At 53.4% G+C, this 16,169-nt stretch carries 15 protein-coding genes; 5 read left to right on the top strand and 10 right to left on the bottom strand.

The window, feature by feature from the left end:
* Window positions 1–50: 50 nt before the first annotated feature.
* The 6 genes from ACERY3_RS01205 to ACERY3_RS01180 all read right to left on the bottom strand — a co-directional run bounded on the left by ACERY3_RS01205 (window position 51) and on the right by ACERY3_RS01180 (window position 5,707).
* Window positions 51–578, bottom strand: a complete 528-nt coding sequence (locus tag ACERY3_RS01205; RefSeq protein ID WP_373224885.1) for a fimbrial protein — start codon at window positions 576–578, stop codon at window positions 51–53.
* 10 nt (window positions 579–588) lie between these two features.
* Window positions 589–1,128, bottom strand: a complete 540-nt coding sequence (locus tag ACERY3_RS01200; RefSeq protein ID WP_058841218.1) for a fimbrial protein — start codon at window positions 1,126–1,128, stop codon at window positions 589–591.
* A gap of 11 nt (window positions 1,129–1,139) precedes the next feature.
* Complete coding sequence (locus tag ACERY3_RS01195; protein ID WP_373224884.1) at window positions 1,140–3,773, bottom strand: fimbrial biogenesis usher protein; 2,634 nt, start codon at window positions 3,771–3,773, stop codon at window positions 1,140–1,142.
* A 14-nt stretch (window positions 3,774–3,787) separates the two neighbouring features.
* Window positions 3,788–4,495: a fimbria/pilus periplasmic chaperone gene (locus tag ACERY3_RS01190; RefSeq protein ID WP_058841216.1), complete on the bottom strand. Its 708-nt coding sequence runs from the start codon at window positions 4,493–4,495 to the stop codon at window positions 3,788–3,790.
* A 52-nt stretch (window positions 4,496–4,547) separates the two neighbouring features.
* On the bottom strand, window positions 4,548–5,084 hold the full coding sequence (locus ACERY3_RS01185) for a fimbrial protein (RefSeq protein ID WP_058841215.1): 537 nt from the start codon (window positions 5,082–5,084) through the stop codon (window positions 4,548–4,550).
* Between the two features lie 74 nt (window positions 5,085–5,158).
* Window positions 5,159–5,707 (bottom strand): fimbrial protein, encoded by a 549-nt coding sequence (locus ACERY3_RS01180; protein WP_058841214.1) that lies wholly within the window; start codon window positions 5,705–5,707, stop codon window positions 5,159–5,161.
* Window positions 5,708–5,938: 231 nt separating this feature from the next.
* Here ACERY3_RS01180 and ACERY3_RS01175 point away from each other — a divergent pair, with 231 nt between their 5' ends.
* The 3 genes from ACERY3_RS01175 to ACERY3_RS01165 all read left to right on the top strand — a co-directional run bounded on the left by ACERY3_RS01175 (window position 5,939) and on the right by ACERY3_RS01165 (window position 8,120).
* Window positions 5,939–6,640 carry a molecular chaperone gene (locus ACERY3_RS01175; RefSeq protein ID WP_373224883.1) on the top strand — a complete coding sequence of 234 codons (702 nt, stop codon included), beginning with the start codon at window positions 5,939–5,941 and terminating at the stop codon, window positions 6,638–6,640.
* A gap of 13 nt (window positions 6,641–6,653) precedes the next feature.
* Complete coding sequence (locus ACERY3_RS01170; protein ID WP_065120847.1) at window positions 6,654–7,211, top strand: fimbrial protein; 558 nt, start codon at window positions 6,654–6,656, stop codon at window positions 7,209–7,211.
* Window positions 7,212–7,511: 300 nt separating this feature from the next.
* A complete protein-coding gene (locus ACERY3_RS01165; RefSeq protein WP_052206784.1) occupies window positions 7,512–8,120 on the top strand; it encodes a helix-turn-helix domain-containing protein in 609 nt (202 codons plus the stop codon).
* A gap of 15 nt (window positions 8,121–8,135) precedes the next feature.
* Here ACERY3_RS01165 and ACERY3_RS01160 read toward each other — a convergent pair whose 3' ends face one another.
* On the bottom strand, window positions 8,136–9,005 hold the full coding sequence (locus ACERY3_RS01160; RefSeq protein WP_087822131.1) for a helix-turn-helix transcriptional regulator: 870 nt from the start codon (window positions 9,003–9,005) through the stop codon (window positions 8,136–8,138).
* A 107-nt stretch (window positions 9,006–9,112) separates the two neighbouring features.
* Here ACERY3_RS01160 and ACERY3_RS01155 point away from each other — a divergent pair, with 107 nt between their 5' ends.
* The gene (locus ACERY3_RS01155) at window positions 9,113–10,549 is read left to right on the top strand and encodes an MFS transporter (RefSeq protein ID WP_373224881.1); all 1,437 of its coding nucleotides are present in this window, start codon (window positions 9,113–9,115) and stop codon (window positions 10,547–10,549) included.
* Window positions 10,550–10,614: 65 nt separating this feature from the next.
* On the top strand, window positions 10,615–11,856 hold the full coding sequence (locus ACERY3_RS01150) for a mechanosensitive ion channel family protein (protein ID WP_033144837.1): 1,242 nt from the start codon (window positions 10,615–10,617) through the stop codon (window positions 11,854–11,856).
* 82 nt (window positions 11,857–11,938) lie between these two features.
* Here ACERY3_RS01150 and pheP read toward each other — a convergent pair whose 3' ends face one another.
* From pheP to yahO, 3 genes are all read right to left on the bottom strand, one after another.
* Window positions 11,939–13,327 carry a phenylalanine transporter gene (gene pheP, locus ACERY3_RS01145; protein WP_319875445.1) on the bottom strand — a complete coding sequence of 463 codons (1,389 nt, stop codon included), beginning with the start codon at window positions 13,325–13,327 and terminating at the stop codon, window positions 11,939–11,941.
* Between the two features lie 103 nt (window positions 13,328–13,430).
* A complete protein-coding gene (locus ACERY3_RS01140) occupies window positions 13,431–15,614 on the bottom strand; it encodes a TonB-dependent receptor (protein ID WP_373224880.1) in 2,184 nt (727 codons plus the stop codon).
* 185 nt (window positions 15,615–15,799) lie between these two features.
* Window positions 15,800–16,075, bottom strand: coding sequence for a DUF1471 family periplasmic protein YahO (gene yahO, locus ACERY3_RS01135; RefSeq protein WP_033144835.1), 276 nt, complete (start codon window positions 16,073–16,075; stop codon window positions 15,800–15,802).
* Between the last annotated feature and the right edge of the window lie 94 nt (window positions 16,076–16,169).

The following is a 16,169-nucleotide window of genomic DNA, read 5'->3' as shown; positions in this document are numbered from 1 at the left end:
TCTCTAAATCAATATTTGAAATGAATATTTAGTCTTTTACAGGACCGTGGCTAATTATAATTTACAACAAACGTCACCGTCACATTCGCACTTCCCACCATAACACTATCCAAAACAGCCACATATCTCGCTGAAAAATCCATCGTCACCGAAGCCTGCCCTGGCTTCAGAACAACGCCCGCGCTGGTTTCTCCCGGTGCGATACGCTGGCCCTTATTGTCATAAATCCCCAGAGCAAGACCGCTGGCTGAATCAGCGCCCGCGTCGAGAGCATAGAGTCCAGGGTTCTGGGTATCTGCCATGCCCGAAAATGTCACCGTCGCCTCGCTGGCCGCCGGGCCGCAATTCTCCAGGCTAAGCGTAAAAGGTTTAGCCGGAGAAAAATCCCCAACCCGTCTAAACTGCGGCCCTGCGACAGCCCCCATATTGACCGTTTTATTTTTTGAATCCGGTGCCAGCTCGCAGGTATTATCCTGAATGGTTCCAGAAATACTCACCGTACCATCATGAGCTTGAGCCGCCGAAATAAATAACACCATCAGAAGAATAATCACACCTTTCCATTGTCCAGAAGTCATTAACTAATACTCACTGATAGGTTAAATCGAAATACATCACAGCCGAGGCCTCACCCGCAGTGACGGGATAACGTGTAGATTTGTAGCGCAGCAGGAACGAAAGCGTGTTATTTCCTGCATCCAGTTCAAACGTCTGTGGGGCTTCCTCGTTAAATGGTATGGTTTTACCGCTGTTGTCCAGTAACTCTACGCCAACCCCTGTCGCCACCGTCCCACCAGTCCCGTTATCTGTTACCGCCAATAATGTAGGGTTATCAACATCAGACGTGCCGGAAAATGTCACCTGAATCGTCGTCAGCTTGTCGTAGCAATTTGAGAGGTTAATGTTCATCGCCTTAAATGCAGAAGTGCTTCCCACAGACGGGAAATCTTTGCCGGAAAAAGTGCCGATCTTCACTTTCTGATTTTCGCTTCCCGTATCCACCTCACAACTACTGGCGATCACGTTGCCGGTGACCGCCAACGTTGAGTCCGCAGCCGACACGCCTGAAGGCAGCAAAAAAATCATCAAAGCGCCTGAGAACAGCATCAAAAATAATGGCTTCTTCATGTTCATCCCTGTTAGCGGCAGATAACGTTCATCTGGGTAATAGCGGCGTTTTCTGCATCTACAGGCAGTTGATAGTCTACGCTACAAGCCTGATCGGCCCCCTCACCCCACTGAACCTTTAGCTTGCCCTTCGGTGCAAGTCCTGAGAGGTAGACCTGACCGTCTTCCCCGACAATGCTGCCTGCGCCTTCATCGTCGCGCGTGACGGTGGCGCCAAACGGAATCGGCTCGCTGTTGTGCAGCATTGTCAACAGTGCACGAATCCCCACATGGGCTTTAAATGAAGCACGCACCAGTGCCCCTTTGGTCGGTACCACGTCAACTACGGCATCATCAATATCCACTTTGTCACCCAGCGTTGCGGTATCCAGCGCAATGCGGTTTTTGCGGTAGGTATTGGCGTACGGCACGACGGCATACCCGCGCCAGTCAGTCTTCACGCCGGTGGCATTTGCAACGCGCACGCGGTTCGCACCCGGGGCTTCAATCAGTACATTAGTTTCTCCCAGCGGCTGGCTGAGGGTCACTCCGTGACGATGGGCGACTACGCCGCCAGAGATACCGTAGTTAACCTGTTGGGAATCACCGTTATCGCTGTAGTTGTAGCTGATGTTAGAGCTTCCGTAACTGCCTTGATGAGCCAGACTGGCATTGCCGCTATTGCCTGCTCCGTTGTTGGCAAAACCTTGCTGCACGCTGTAGCTCAGGTTGTTACCTTCCAGGAGGGTGCCGCTGATACCGGCATTACGCGTGGCGCTACCGTGGTTGTCATGGTTTGCGCTGTAGGTGGCAAAGGCGTTATTTGGCGTAGTCGTGTCTTTTGGCGACAGCCACTTGCCGATAGGCAGAGAAACGTTAAAAGCGACTATTTTATCCGCCTCCGGCTGGCCAGAGGATTTGCTGTAGTTGTAGCTCAGACCGAGGTTGATATCGTGCCACGACGTGTTGTACCCCACCTGTAACAGTGTATCCTTACCCTCGGTGTGCCAGTAGGTCTGCTGACTACCGCTCACATATAATGAACCCAGTTCTCCCAGCTGCTGGGAAATGTTGACCTGCAACTTGCCACGTTTGGAGTAGTAAAGGTTGTAATAGTCATACCAGTGAGGATGGTCATTGCCCGGATCGGTATCTTCGTTTTCCGGATCGCTGTTATAGCCATCCATATGCTTATAGGTAGTGTCTGCGAAGGTGTAATACCCGGATGTGGAGTAGCGATAACCCAACAGCTGGAAGTTAGTGCCAAAGTCGTTAAGGGATTTAGCGTACAGCAAGCGCAGCGACTGCCCGGTATGCTGCGTGTCGTCAATCAACGTACTTTTCGCGCCAGTGATATCTGCAGACAGAGCGCCCCAGTCTCCCATATTGACCCCCGCTCCTAACGCAACGGCTTTGTAATTGCTGGAGAACTGCGTGCCGCCATAAAGGGTAATGCCGTGCGACAGCCCCCACATCAGGGTACCCTGACCAAACGGAGTCTGATCCTGTTGATCGTTGCTGGTACGGTACTTCGCGGCGGTAAGAGAGTACTTTAGACGCCCTTCTCGTTGTAGCAACGGCACCGCCGAGTACGGCAGGCTGTACGTTTGTGTTTTCCCATCCTGCTCTTTGACTTCGACCATCAGGTCTCCGCTCGAAGATGTCGGGAAAAGATCGTTAATAGCAAATGCACCCGGTGCAACATAGGTCTGGTAGACGATATAACCGTTCTGTTTAATCGTGACCTGAGCGTTACTGTTAGCAATGCCGCGCACCGTTGGCGCAAACCCTTTAAGGCTGTCCGGCAGCATGTTGTCATCAGAAGCCAGCTGTACGCCGCGAAAGCTGATGCTGTCGAAGACCTCACCGGAGGTATAGCTATCTCCAGCTGTCAGCTCGCTTTTCATAGAGATAATGGTGCGTTCAATAAAGCCGCTGACGTGCTCCCACTCGGTTGATGTTTGCCCATTACTGCTGGTATTACGGTTAAAAGTAGAGTAATCGCGATAGCGCCACGGGCCAACGTTAACCCCTCCGTTCAGGCCGAGAAAATTGCTGCTGCTTTTACCACTCTGATCTTTGCTGTTGGATCCGCTGAAGCTGTAGTTCATCAGCAGGGCATTAATGCCCTGATCCCATTTTTCTGGTGCAATATAGCCTCGCGCGGTGTTCTTCAGCCCCACCTGCGGTACGCTGAGATCCAGACGCTGATGGCCAAAATCAAAGCTTGCAGTCGCGCCGTCAATCAGGGAAGCAATAGTGATACATTGCCCGTCAGCAGCCTGCTTTTTATCGTCAGGAATGTTAAGTTCAATATCCATATCTGACAGCGTTTTTGCTGACAGACATGCCACCAACCCCGTGTCATCCACAGTTTTGGCGTTGGGATTAACCTCTTTTTGTGCCCTAAATTCCACGTCACGGCTGACCACAAAATCATTATTCAGATAAATATCAACGCGATAGGTGCCTGGCGCCTGGCCGCCACCCGTCTCAAAGCTCGAGAGATCGGCCACTTGCACTTTGCCGTCACTCAGAAAGGCCGGGTTAAAATACTCATCCGCCAGTACACAGCCTGAAAACAGGCTGGCGCCAATCATCAGCGCCAACGGCGAAATGCGCCAGCGCACTACTGATAACATGCGTTTTTCTTTCCGGATACCCATCGTGTCCACCACAGTTAAGCTTTACAGCTCAGCTCAGCGGTCACCGCGCCGTAGTCATTCAGCGTCTGGTATTTGACGGCACCAGACCCTTTGATCGTCTGGCTGCTTTTTGGCGGCACCATCATGTTCGGCTGTTTTATACCGGCAACAGTAAAATTGACCAGGGTGATGAAATAAGGCGATGGATTAGAAATAGTGAGGTTTGGGCCTTCTGACTGGCAACGCAACATGGCGGCGGCATCGACTGGCTTAACAGTCAGGTGTGCCGGGCGAACAAAAAGTTTGATCACAGACTGGGTAGCAATCTGCAAGGAGTTACCCGTCAGGGTGGTTTTATCCAGCGATGGAATCGCTTTATTATTGAGATAGAAAACGGATTCTTTATCTTCAGGCAGAGCCGGGCCGTTATAGATCATACGCAGGATGTTGACCTTACCGGGTTTTAATACAAATAATGGCGGCGTGACGACAAAAGATGGCACTTTATTACCCTTATCGTCTGATACCCAGGACTGAACCAGGAAGGATTCATGCAGATCGCTGTTAGTCACATTAATACTGGCCTGTTTAGCGTCCTGCGGATAAATCACACGAGTCGCCCCTAAAGCTACACCCGCAGCAGCAGCGTTATTTGACAATGCGAGGGAAATGACAGAAGCCATTAAACCAACAACGGTTAACAAAACGCGTACATAGTGTGATAATTTCAAAATAGATTTCATTACAAATTCCGAAATAAGAGTTATGTAATCCCTGTTCCTTTTCCTGTGCTGCTTACTGATAGATTACTGAAAAGTTTACCGCCGCACTGGCGTCACCTGCGACAACCTTTTCAGAAACCGACCGATATTTTGCGGTAAAATATAAAACGGACTCTCCATCAAGAAGTGGATATTGTGAAAGCGGTGTTGAGTTAGGAATAATTAAGTTTCCTTTACTGTCAAAAATACCGATTCCCATGCCTTTCGCTGCATCTGCGCCAAACCCGACCTTAAAAACCTGTGGGTCATTCGCATCGGTTGTGCCCGTAAAAGCGACCGTGGCAAACTGAAATAGCTTATTACTGCAGTTAACCAATTTGATCCAAAAAGTCTTCGGTGCAGCCCAACTGCCGGGCGACGGGAAACTTGCTGCCAAAACTGGATCCATCATGACGATTTGATGAAGACTTTGTGCTTCTATGGAACAGGGGGCATTAACCACTGCACCATAAAAATGCACATCGCCCCCCGTCAGATTATTAGAACTACTGGCGTAAGCAAAGAAACTGAGTAACGGTGTAATAATTATCATTAAAAACAGACGAAACATTTTCTCTTGCTCATTAAGAATAATTATATGACGCGAAATGCGCGCTCTCCCTTTGTTCCGGGAGAGCGTTTTGATCAGGAATAGGTGACCTGGAATGTTGCTACTGATTCCACAGCCCCCGCAGTAGCGGCATCAGCAGTCGTCACGTAATCCACACTCATCGGGATTTTGTTCGTTCCGGTAGACAGAATTTGCTTCGAGGACTCTTTTTCCACGTCCAGTTTGTTACCATCAGGGCCAAACAACTGCAGCGCAACGCCCTTTGCCGCACCAGAACCCGCGGTATTCGCCAGCACGCCAGCCTGGTCTGGACTGGACTGGCCATGGAAGGTTACTGTCGCGTTTGTATAGGTGGTCACATCGCAATTTTCCAGGCTGATATTGAACGCCTTAGCCTGACCAGAGGTCTCACCTTTAGCACCCATGCTGTCCAGAGTAACCTGATCAAGAATCACGATACCGTGTTCAGAATCAGCACTCACAGAGCAAGGCGCATTGACAACAGACCCCATAAACTGGATTGTGCCGCCGCTTACCGTCAGTGTCGTACTTGCTGCCTGTGCAGTAAACGCAGTACCAGCGATAAAGGACGCGGCAATAATAGCCAAAACTTGCTTTTTCATTATTCAAAACTCCATAAACAAACTTAAAATTATCCTTGCCATGTTTCAATAACCCACGTTGTTACCACGTTTTATTGACAGGAATATTGTTTCCGGTATCAATCCAGCTCTCAACTTCAAAAAAGTCCTTTTCAGGATTTCAAACAGGACAGAAAGCGTGAAGACATTACACAGACATAACGAATATAGTGTTGCAATCAGCAAGGATTATACCTGCCACTTTATTATGGAGTGATTTATTTACCCTGGAGTTTATCGTTGAAAAAAATATTATCTGCACTTCTTAGCTGTGTTATTTCGTCCAGCTGTTTTTACGCTAACGCCACCGTTAATATTGGCGGCACGCGTTTGCTTTATGACGGTGCGAAGAAAGAAGTGTCATTGAGCGTACGTAATCCGGATAGCACACCCTATTTAATCCAGACGGTGGTGAGCAATCTCAACGACGATGCGCAAAAACCGCCGTTTGTCATCACTCCGCCTCTTTATCGTCTGAATGGGGGCAAGGAGAACCTGATGCGCATAATCCTTGCAGGTACGCTGCCGCAGGATAAAGAGTCAATGTACTGGCTGCGCGTTAAAGCGATCCCTTCAGCACCGCGTGAAAAGAATACTCTGCAGATAGCTGTTGCCACCAGTATTAAGCTGATCTATCGCCCGGATGCGCTAAAAGGCGCTGATGTGGAAAAAGAGAGCGAAAAACTGAGCTGGCGGATAACCGGTAACCAGCTGGAGGTTAAAAACCCGACACCGTATTTCATTAATTTTAATGAAATTACAGTGGCCGGGAAAAAATTATCCAATGTCACCTGGGCAGCACCGGGAAGTACCGCTTCGTTTACCCTGCCAGCAGGTGTGAATGGCGGAAATATCCAGTACAGCGTCATCAGCGACTTCGGCGCTGTCGGCAATATGCACTCTCATTCAGCATAAAATGGTTATGACTATGTTTAATCTCAAATACGTTTTTTTGTCACCAGTAGCATGTCTTTTGCTCTCTGCTGGTATGGTCCATTCTGCTTTTGCAGCTGACCCGGTTGCCATTAACGTAACCGGAACGGTTGTCGCTTCACCTTGTACGATTGATGACTCCGCCGCCTCGGGCTTAACTATTCCGCTTGGCACATTGCAAAGTGCCGACCTCAACGCAGCAGGAAGTAGCTCAGCATGGGTACCCATTAACGTTAAGTTTAAAAGCTGCCCGGCGGGTACCTCAAGCATTACCGCGACATTCCACGGAACAGCTGACGATGACGATGCTACAACACTCTACAGCAATACAGCGGTCGATGACGGTACAAACTTAGCGGCGAAAAATGTCGCGGTTCAGCTGGAAGGTTTGGATAGCGAACCTTACGGCGATGGCAAAACGGCGACCATCGACATTGCTTCAGCAGGTGCAACCCCCACCTTTAAAATGCAAACGCGTGCCTTCAGTAAAGCCGGTGGCGTGACGCCAGGCAGCATTAAAGCCGCCATCACCATGTCGTTCACCTATAACTGACAGGCTGGCTTATCGTATGCTTGATCCGGAAACGGCCAGTGGATGGCGGTTTCCGGGTATATTTTCGATGTTGAGTGCTGAAAGGGATTTATTTTTTCTCACGCTGCCGTTCACTTCCTGCTTCATCCCCTTTCGTCCTCTATTGAACGTTACCCCCATTACTCGTTCTTGTCTCCGTCAAAACAACGCCTAATATCTTGTGTAATTTGGTGGGGTAAGCACGAACCTTTTCGTACTGGCAGCGCTTTTATCAGCCTCTGATATACTCGTAGTGATATTTCTCTGGGAATGCTGTGCGCTATGAAACCTGAAAATTACATTATAAAACTTATTGGTGAGCTCTCTGAACCCGCGCGTATAAGAGTCGGCCGCCAACGCCAAATCATCTCACTCGATCAACTTGAAGAACCGATGACGTTCATTCTTCACTCCGGCATCGTCGCCGTCTACCGTACGAGAGACCAGCTTCTGCTGAAGTTTATCGAAGCCCCGATGATCGTTGGCATGAATGACCTTATTGATACCAATGCGGGCTTTTATATGCAGGCCTGCGGTGAGATTAGATATGAAATCAAACCACGAAAATCCACACTTGAAATTATTAACAATCGCAATCTTTGGCAGGAAGCCGCCTATTCGTATATGTATGCCATAAAACGGTTACTGCAAGCTCACGAAACTTCGGTTGGGTTGTCTACATACGAGTTGATTCGTTTAAACCTTGTGTCACTAATGACCGAAAAAGAGGACCTTCGTCTGTCGATTAATGCCTGTGACTATATACAGGAAAAAACCCATCTTTCGCGCAGTCGAATTATGAAGATCCTGAGCGATTTGAAAACAGGCAACTATATTAAAATTGAACGTGGGCTCTTAATGGCAATAAACAGGCTTCCGGATAACTACTGACCCGGGAAACCAGGTTTATTTGTTCTGCACCGCCAACCATGCCATTGCTCTTTCCCCCGCCTCATCCACGGGGAGATACACCAGCAGCCGCGACCCGTTTCGCGGCGCGGAGTACCAGTACATCTGCTGCAGCGTAAAATCCCCCAGCTCGGGATGGGTAAACAGCTTGAGCTGGTTCTCCACGCCGCGCACGTCGTTGCGCTGGTGCCACAGGGTTTTAAACTCTTCCGACACCGCAAAGAAGCGCGCCAGTTTGGCCTCCCACAGCGGGTCACCCCGATGTTCGGCCATCGCTGCCCGAAAATAGGAGACAAATATGGGCAGCACATCGTCACGTCTGCCGAGACGCGCGCGCCACGCCGGGTGGGTGAGGAACAGGTAAATACAGTTGCGGTCTTCCGGCGGGATTTCATTGAAATCGACGCCCATCAGGTGCCCGAAGCTGTCGTTCCACGCCACGATGTCGAAATTCGGTTTCTGAATGCTGGCGGGTTTAGGCATAAGCGTATCCAGCAGGCGCCGCGTGCCCTCGCTGATGCCCTCGCAGCAGACCGCCTGCGGCGCTTCCCCCGGCGGCAACCCGGCTAACACAAACAGGTGTCGGGCCTCGGTCGGTGTGCATTGCAGCGCTTTCGCAACAGCGGCCATCACCGCGCTGGACGGATTGACGTCCCTGCCCTGCTCAAGCCAGGTGTACCAGGTCACGCCCACGTCCGCGAGCATCGCCACCTCTTCCCGGCGCAGACCCGGCGTGCGGCGACGACCGCTGCGCGGCAGGCCGAGACGCTGCGGATCGAGGCTTTCGCGTCGCGCGCGTAAAAATGCCCCCAGCTGTTTTCGGGTGTCATCCTGAAGTGAGACGACGGGTTCAGACATCAAGGCCATAAATCCCCCTGCATGGTAGTGCCAGTACCAGTATAAGTAAGAACTGGTACCCGTTTATCAGATGGTTGATGCTACGACCATCTGTTGAATGACGCAATGGAGTTACCATGAATACGTCAGTTGTTTCACCCGGCCGCGCTGGCCTGATATTGCTGCTAACCGGCCAGATGCTGCCCATGATTGATACCTCAATCACCAACGTCGCGCTGGACGCCATCACCCATTCGCTGAACGCCACCGCCACCGAGCTGGAGCTGATCGTCGCCCTCTACGGCGTGGCCTTCGCCGTCTGCCTCGCGCTCGGCAGCAAGCTGGGGGATAACTTTGGCCGTCGGCGTCTGTTCATGTGGGGCGTGGCGAGCTTTGGCCTGGCCTCGCTGCTCTGCGGGATGGCGGGGAACATTGAACAGCTGCTGGCCGCGCGCATCGTTCAGGGGGCGGGAGCCGCACTGATCGTGCCGCAAATTCTTGCCACGCTGCACGTGACGCTGAAAGGTACGGCGCACGCTAAGGCCATCAGCCTGTTTGGCGGCATCGGTGGGATTGCGTTTATCGTCGGCCAGATGGGCGGCGGCTGGCTGGTGTCGGCGGATATCGCCGGGCTGGGCTGGCGTAACGCCTTCTTTATCAACGTCCCGATCTGTCTGGTGGTGCTGGCGCTGAGTCGCCATTTCGTACCCGAAACCCGTCGCGAGACGCCGTCACGCATCGACTGGACCGGAACCGTGCTGCTGGCGATCATTCTTTGCTGCCTGCTGTTCCCGATGGCGCTCGGCCCCCAGTGGCACTGGTCGTGGCCGCTGAAGGTTATGCTTCTCGCCATTATTCCGCTGGCCTGGCTGACGGCGCTGAATGCGCGCAAAAAGGAGCGTGAGAATGCCCACCCGCTGATCCCGCCGCGCCTGCTGCAGCTTCGCAGCGTTCGCTTTGGCATTCTGATTGCGATGCTCTTTTTCAGCGTCTGGTCCGGGTTTATGTTCTGTATGGCGCTGACCATGCAAACCGGTCTGGGGATGGCACCGTGGCAGTCCGGAAACAGTTTTATCGCGCTGGGCGTAACTTACTTTATTTCGGCGTGGTTCGCGCCGAGGCTGATTGCTCGCTACAGCACCAGTACCATTCTGCTGACGGGTCTGGCGATCCAGATTGCCGGCCTGCTGGCGCTGATCGCCACGTTCCGCGTCTGGGGAATGGAGAATACCGCCCTGACGCTGGCGCCCGCGACCGGGCTGGTCGGCTACGGGCAGGCGCTGATCGTGAACAGCTTCTACCGCATCGGGATGCGCGATATTCAGCCTGACGACGCGGGGGCTGCGAGCGCCATTCTCAGCACGCTGCAGCAGGCCGCGCTGGGGCTTGGCCCGGCCATTTTTGGCGCGATTTTGCTGCACGCGCTGCAAAACCATCACGGGGATTACACCCAGGCGGTTAACGTCTTCCTGATGGTGGAAACGGCGATGATGGTGGTACTTGCCCTGGCGACGCTGCGCATCCGCCATAGCCTGTGCCTGCCGGTGGTGAAGGTCTGCCAGGCCACCAAATAAGCCCGGGAATTTGCATAATAGATCCGCAGCCGCCATTATGGGGCTGCATCAATACAGGAGACGTTATGCAGGAATTAATTGCTCAGGTTGAAGAGTTAGGCATTGAAATTAATCACACCACCTCTTTAGTGATTATCTTTGGTATTATTTTTCTTACCGCCATCATCGTTCATTTTATTCTGCACAAAGTGGTGCTTCGCGCGTTCGAAAAACGCGCGCAGGCCAGCAGCCATTTGTGGCTGCAGATCATCACCCAGAATAAATTATTTCACCGTCTGGCCTTCACCCTTCAGGGGATAATCGTCAACGTTCAGGCTGTACTGTGGCTGCAAAAGGGCAGCGAAGCGGCGGAAATTCTCACTACCTGCGCAAAGCTGTGGGTCATGGTGTATGCCCTGCTCTCCTTCTTCTCGCTGCTGGACGTGATTTTTAATCTGTCGCAGAAAATGGCCACCGCGTCACAGCTGCCGCTGAAGGGGATCTTCCAGGGCATCAAGCTGGTGAGCGCCATCCTGGTGGGGATATTGATTATCTCCCTGCTGATCGGCCAGTCCCCGGCGATTCTGATCAGCGGTCTGGGCGCCATGGCCGCCGTTCTGATGCTGGTGTTTAAGGACCCGATACTCGGACTTGTGGCCGGGATCCAGCTTTCCGCCAACGACATGCTCAAGCTCGGCGACTGGCTGGAGATGCCGAAATACGGTGCCAACGGCACGGTAACGGACATCGGTCTGACCACCGTTAAAGTGCGCAATTTTGATAACACCATCACCACCATTCCGACGTGGGCGCTGGTCTCCGACGCCTTTATCAACTGGAGCGGCATGTCGGCCTCCGGCGGGCGACGCATTAAGCGCAGCCTGAATATTGATACCACCAGCATTCATTTTCTCGACGAGCAGGAGCAGCAGAAACTCATTCAGGCGAAGCTGCTGAAGCCCTATCTGGCCGCGCGACATGAGGAAATTAGCCTGTGGAATCAGAAGAACGGTGAAGGGGAGTCAGTATTAAATCTGCGTAAGATGACCAATATTGGGACCTTCCGCGCCTACCTGAATGAATATCTGCGCAACCATCCGCGTATTCGCAAAGATATGACGCTGATGGTGCGCCAGCTAGCGCCTGATGCGAATGGTTTGCCGATTGAAATATATGCCTTCACCAACACGGTGGTCTGGGCAGAATATGAGGAGATTCAGGCCGACATCTTCGACCATATTTTCGCAGTGGTGGATGAATTTGGGCTGCGTATTCACCAGTCCCCGACCGGGAACGATATTCGCTCGTTGACCCTACAGCATCGGTGAGGTGGGTTGCCGGGCGTGAAGGCAGGTGCAGTCTGGTGCCCTCACCCCGGCCCTCTCCCACGGGGAGAGGGAGAAAAGCAGATCACTTTTTGCGGGAAAGCTTAAACGCCACAAACAGGAAGATAACCCACACCGGCAGCAGCATCGCCGAAAGACGCATCTCATCCATGGTGCACATCAGCACCAGAATCAGCCCGAGGAAAGCGATACAGATATAGTTCCCCGCCGGGTAAAGCAGCGCTTTGAACTGCGTCTCGCGTCCCTTGCGGCGCATCGCGGTGCGAAAGCGCAGGTGCGCAAGGCAGATCATGATCCAGTTCAGCAGCAGCGTGGCAACAACCAGCGCCATCAGCAGGCCAAAGGCCTCTTTCGGCAGCAGATAGTTGATCAGCACCACCAGCGACGTAATGGCGCCGGAAAGTAACAAGGAATTCACCGGCACGCCGCGACGGCTGACGCGGGTGAGGAACTTCGGCGCGTTGCCCTGCACGGAGAGGCCGAACAGCATGCGGCTGTTGGAGTAAACGCCGCTGTTATAGACCGACAGAGACGCCACCAGAATGACGAAGTTCAGCGCCGAGGCCACCACGTTGCTGTTCAGATCGTGGAAAATCATCACGAACGGGCTGCTGTCGGACTTCACTTCCACCCACGGATAGAGCGCCAGCAGCACCACCAGCGAGCCGATGTAGAACAGCAGAATCCGGTACACCACCTGGTTGACCGCTTTGGGAATGCTTTTATGCGGGTCGCGCGCTTCCGCGGCGGTAATGCCGATCAGCTCTAGTCCACCGAAGGAGAACATGATCACTGCCAGGGAGAGGATCAGCCCTTTCCAGCCGGTCGCCAGGAAGCCGCCGTGCTGCCACAGGTTGTCGATCGTGGCGCGCTCGCCGCCGTGGCCGGAGAACAGCAGCCACAGGCCAAAGCCGATCATCCCGATAATCGCCAGCACCTTGATCAGCGCAAACCAGAACTCGGTTTCGCCATACAGGCGCACGTTGACGAGGTTAACGGCGTTAATAATGATGAAGAAGGCCGCCGCCCAGATCCATGTCGGGACGTCCGGCAGCCAGTACTGCATGTAAATGCCTGCGGCGGTCAGCTCGGCCATCCCCACCAGCACGAACATCACCCAGTAGTTCCAGCCGGACAGGAAGCCAGCAAACGGGCCCCAGTATTTATAAGCAAAGTGCGCGAAGGAGCCTGAAACCGGCTCTTCAACGACCATTTCGCCAAGCTGGCGCATGATCAGGAAGGCGATAATCCCGGCGATACCGTAACCCAGCAGCACCGCCGGGCCAGCCATCTGAATAGCGGGGCCGATGCCGAGAAACAGCCCGGTACCGATCGCGCCGCCAAGGGCAATGAGCTGAATATGTCGATTTTGCAAACCACGTTGCAGCGTCGGATTCTGATCCGACGAGGCTTCAGCGCTACCATGGCCTGAAGCGGATGACGCGTCTTTCACGTCCTACCCCTGTCTCTTTTTTAGAAGGGGCACGTTTTAACACTTCATGCTGGAGGTAGCAAGGGATTGGGGCATCCCTGCCCCGGATAACGAGATGGAACGCTTAAAACGCGTAGCCAACCGAAACCTTAAAGGTGCGCGGTTCGCCCTGCGTAATATAGGTACCGGAATCGTCCACGCTGGCCCAGTAGTTTTCATTAGTCACGTTGTCGATGCCCGCGCGAACCGTCATCTGGTTTTCATTGTGGTTCACCGCGAAGCGATAACGCATCCCCAGATCCAGCGTGGTGTAGCTGTCCAGCTTTTTGGTGTTTGCCAGGTCAGCGTACTGCGCGCCGGAGTGATTCACGCGGGCGGTGGCGGTCAGGCCGTCAATTGGCTTAATGTCGTACTCAGCGCCCAGTACGGCGTAAAAGTTCGGGATCCCGATCGCATCGTTGCCCTGATTCACGCCATTTTTGGTTTTGGTCAGTTCGGCCTGCAGCCAGGTGGCGCTGGCGTTCAGACGCATCCCCAGCATTGGCTCGCCGAAGACGTTCAGCTCCACGCCACGGTTACGCTGCTCGGCGTCCAGGCCATAGTGGCCGCTGTCGTCGAGGATCGCCGACGGCATTTTGATCTCAAACAGCGCAAGCGATCCGCCCACGCGGCCGAAGTCCGCCTTCACGCCCACTTCGTTCTGCTTAGAGTGAACGATACCGGTGCTCTGGCCGTAGTTGGTGGCGGTGTTAGGTGCGGTTTTGCCCGGCTGCAGCGCTTCGGTGTGGTTTGCATAGAGGGAAATTTCCTCCCACGGCTTGTAGACCACGCCGTAGGTGGGCATCCAGCGGCTGCCGTCGAAACCGTCCGCCGCGTTTTCCGCACCGGTGACTTTGTTATACCCGCGAATGACGACTTTCTGATGGCGGGCGCCTGCGGTGAACAGCAGCTTGTCGTCCAGCACGCCCAGCGTATCGCTCAGCAGCCAGCCCTGGGTACGGGTGCGCCCGCTGGTCAGCGGATCGCTGTACTTTCCGCCGGAGCCGCTGAAGTTGGTGCTGTCCGGCATGTCGACGCCGGTGTTGTGGTAGATGTTGGTGGTCGGATTATCCTTCGTCGCCGACATTTTCCACGCGATTTTTTCGTTTTTGGTCATCGCCGAATAGCCAACGTTGACCTTGTGCGAGACGAAGCCTGTATTGAAATTACCGCGAATGCCCGCCATGCCGCTGACGGAATCGCTGATGCGGTTGGTGTCGAGACGGCTGACCGTTGCCTTGCCGCTTTTATCCACCAGCTTCGGCGCGCTGTAGATGCCTTCCTCGTGCGCGTGCTGCGCGCCAAGACCGGTATAGGCGGTCCAGCCGTCGGTGATGTCATACTCGCTGCGCCATATCCCGAATTCGTTTTCGATGTTGCTGTAGGCCCACTTCTGCGAGAAGTTGCGATCGTTTTTCGGCGGCTCCGGAACGAAATCCACCGCGGAAATATTGACGCTGGTCGGGCTGCCGTGGAAGGTTTTCTTCTGATAACCCAGATCCAGCGAGGTGCGGAAGCGGTCGCCCGCGTAATCCAGGCCGGTAGAGAGTAGCGTGGTGCGGCGGCGGTCATTCGGTATGCCGGTTTCCCCTTCGCGATGAACCAGGTTCACCCGCGCGCCGAACTGGTCGCTGTCACCGTAGCGACGGCCCGCATCCAGCGTGGTGCCAATCTGGGAATCCGAGGTGTAGTCCACGCCGACTTTCGCCTGTGGGAGTTCGCCCGCGTGTTTTGGTTCAAGGTTGATCATCCCGCCGACGCCGGAGCTTGCCGCGCCGTTCATCAGCGAGTTTGCCCCTTTGAAGATCTCGATGCGGTCGACCATCTGGGTATCCACAACCTGGCGCGGCAGCACGCCGGACAGGCCGCCAAAGGTCATGTCGTCGCCGTCAAACTTCAGGCCGCGGATGCGGTAGGTCTCCGCGCTGTTGCCGTATCCCTGAACGAACTGCACGCCCGCGTCGTTCGCGACGACATCGGCAATGGTTTTCGCCTGCTGATCTTCCACCAGCTTCGAGGTGTAGCTGATGATGTTGAACGGCACGTCCATGGCGTTTTGCTGGCCCAGCATACCCATGCGCCCGCCGTTCGCCACCTGTCCGTCAAGGAAGGCAGGTACCAGCTGGTCGCCACCGGGTTTGAAATCGCTGGCTGGAGCAGCCTGGACAACAAGGGTGTCCTCTTTTTGATTGTCCGCCGCGAAGGCGGAATGTGTCGCCGCGCCAACGGCGAGCGCCAGCAGCGTTTTGTGCATGATGGTGTTGTTCATCGTTAACTCATTTTAAAGTGCGCGCAAAAATGACCCGTTGTCGGGCCTTAGAATGTATTGAATGCAATGCAAATGAGAACTATACGCATTATCCATGCGTTAGCAAGTGTAACCGCGTTCATAAGGAGATTTGGCGAGAAAAGAGGGGGAACAGCCACCCCGTTTCGGGGATGGCTGCAATAACATTATTTTTTCTTGTAGATATTGGCCGTACCGTGAATTTTATTGTTGGTGTTCCCTGAAGTGAGCACCAGGACATCCGCGCCTTGCTTATCGGCTTTCTCAATCAGTTCTTTTTTCGCATCATCCACCGATACTTCATTCGAGGTGTTTACCGTACCGATTTTTTTATATTGAGATGCAACTTTCTTGAACTCGCTTTTAGTGAGTAGCTGGGCAGCAAAAGCATTGGTCGTAAACAGTAACGCCGTTCCCAACAAAATAGCAGTCGTCTTTTTCATAACCTTTTTCCTTGAGATTAATCAGCAACTACGAAAAACCTCACGCATTGTGGTGAGGTTTTATGAGCATGGTAGAGAATCTCAGGAATTGCCA

Origin of the sequence: Enterobacter cloacae complex sp. ESBL7 (genome assembly GCF_041679625.1) — a bacterium.
Classification (GTDB): Bacteria; Pseudomonadota; Gammaproteobacteria; order Enterobacterales; family Enterobacteriaceae; genus Enterobacter; species Enterobacter asburiae_B.
This window is presented reverse-complemented; position numbering and strand designations above follow the sequence as displayed.

Bases quoted from the DNA above. Each gene is read 5' to 3' on its own strand.
- ACERY3_RS01140 (WP_373224880.1), bottom strand. From the start codon at position 15,614: ATGAACAACACCATCATGCACAAAACGCTGCTGGCGCTCGCCGTTGGC.
- ACERY3_RS01200 (WP_058841218.1), bottom strand. From the start codon at position 1,128: ATGAAGAAGCCATTATTTTTGATGCTGTTCTCAGGCGCTTTGATGATT.
- ACERY3_RS01165 (WP_052206784.1), top strand. From the start codon at position 7,512: ATGAAACCTGAAAATTACATTATAAAACTTATTGGTGAGCTCTCTGAA.
- ACERY3_RS01185 (WP_058841215.1), bottom strand. From the start codon at position 5,084: ATGTTTCGTCTGTTTTTAATGATAATTATTACACCGTTACTCAGTTTC.
- ACERY3_RS01195 (WP_373224884.1), bottom strand. From the start codon at position 3,773: ATGGGTATCCGGAAAGAAAAACGCATGTTATCAGTAGTGCGCTGGCGC.
- ACERY3_RS01150 (WP_033144837.1), top strand. From the start codon at position 10,615: ATGCAGGAATTAATTGCTCAGGTTGAAGAGTTAGGCATTGAAATTAAT.
- ACERY3_RS01205 (WP_373224885.1), bottom strand. From the start codon at position 578: ATGACTTCTGGACAATGGAAAGGTGTGATTATTCTTCTGATGGTGTTA.
- ACERY3_RS01170 (WP_065120847.1), top strand. From the start codon at position 6,654: ATGTTTAATCTCAAATACGTTTTTTTGTCACCAGTAGCATGTCTTTTG.
- ACERY3_RS01160 (WP_087822131.1), bottom strand. From the start codon at position 9,005: ATGGCCTTGATGTCTGAACCCGTCGTCTCACTTCAGGATGACACCCGA.
- ACERY3_RS01155 (WP_373224881.1), top strand. From the start codon at position 9,113: ATGAATACGTCAGTTGTTTCACCCGGCCGCGCTGGCCTGATATTGCTG.
- ACERY3_RS01180 (WP_058841214.1), bottom strand. From the start codon at position 5,707: ATGAAAAAGCAAGTTTTGGCTATTATTGCCGCGTCCTTTATCGCTGGT.
- ACERY3_RS01190 (WP_058841216.1), bottom strand. From the start codon at position 4,495: ATGAAATCTATTTTGAAATTATCACACTATGTACGCGTTTTGTTAACC.
- yahO (WP_033144835.1), bottom strand. From the start codon at position 16,075: ATGAAAAAGACGACTGCTATTTTGTTGGGAACGGCGTTACTGTTTACG.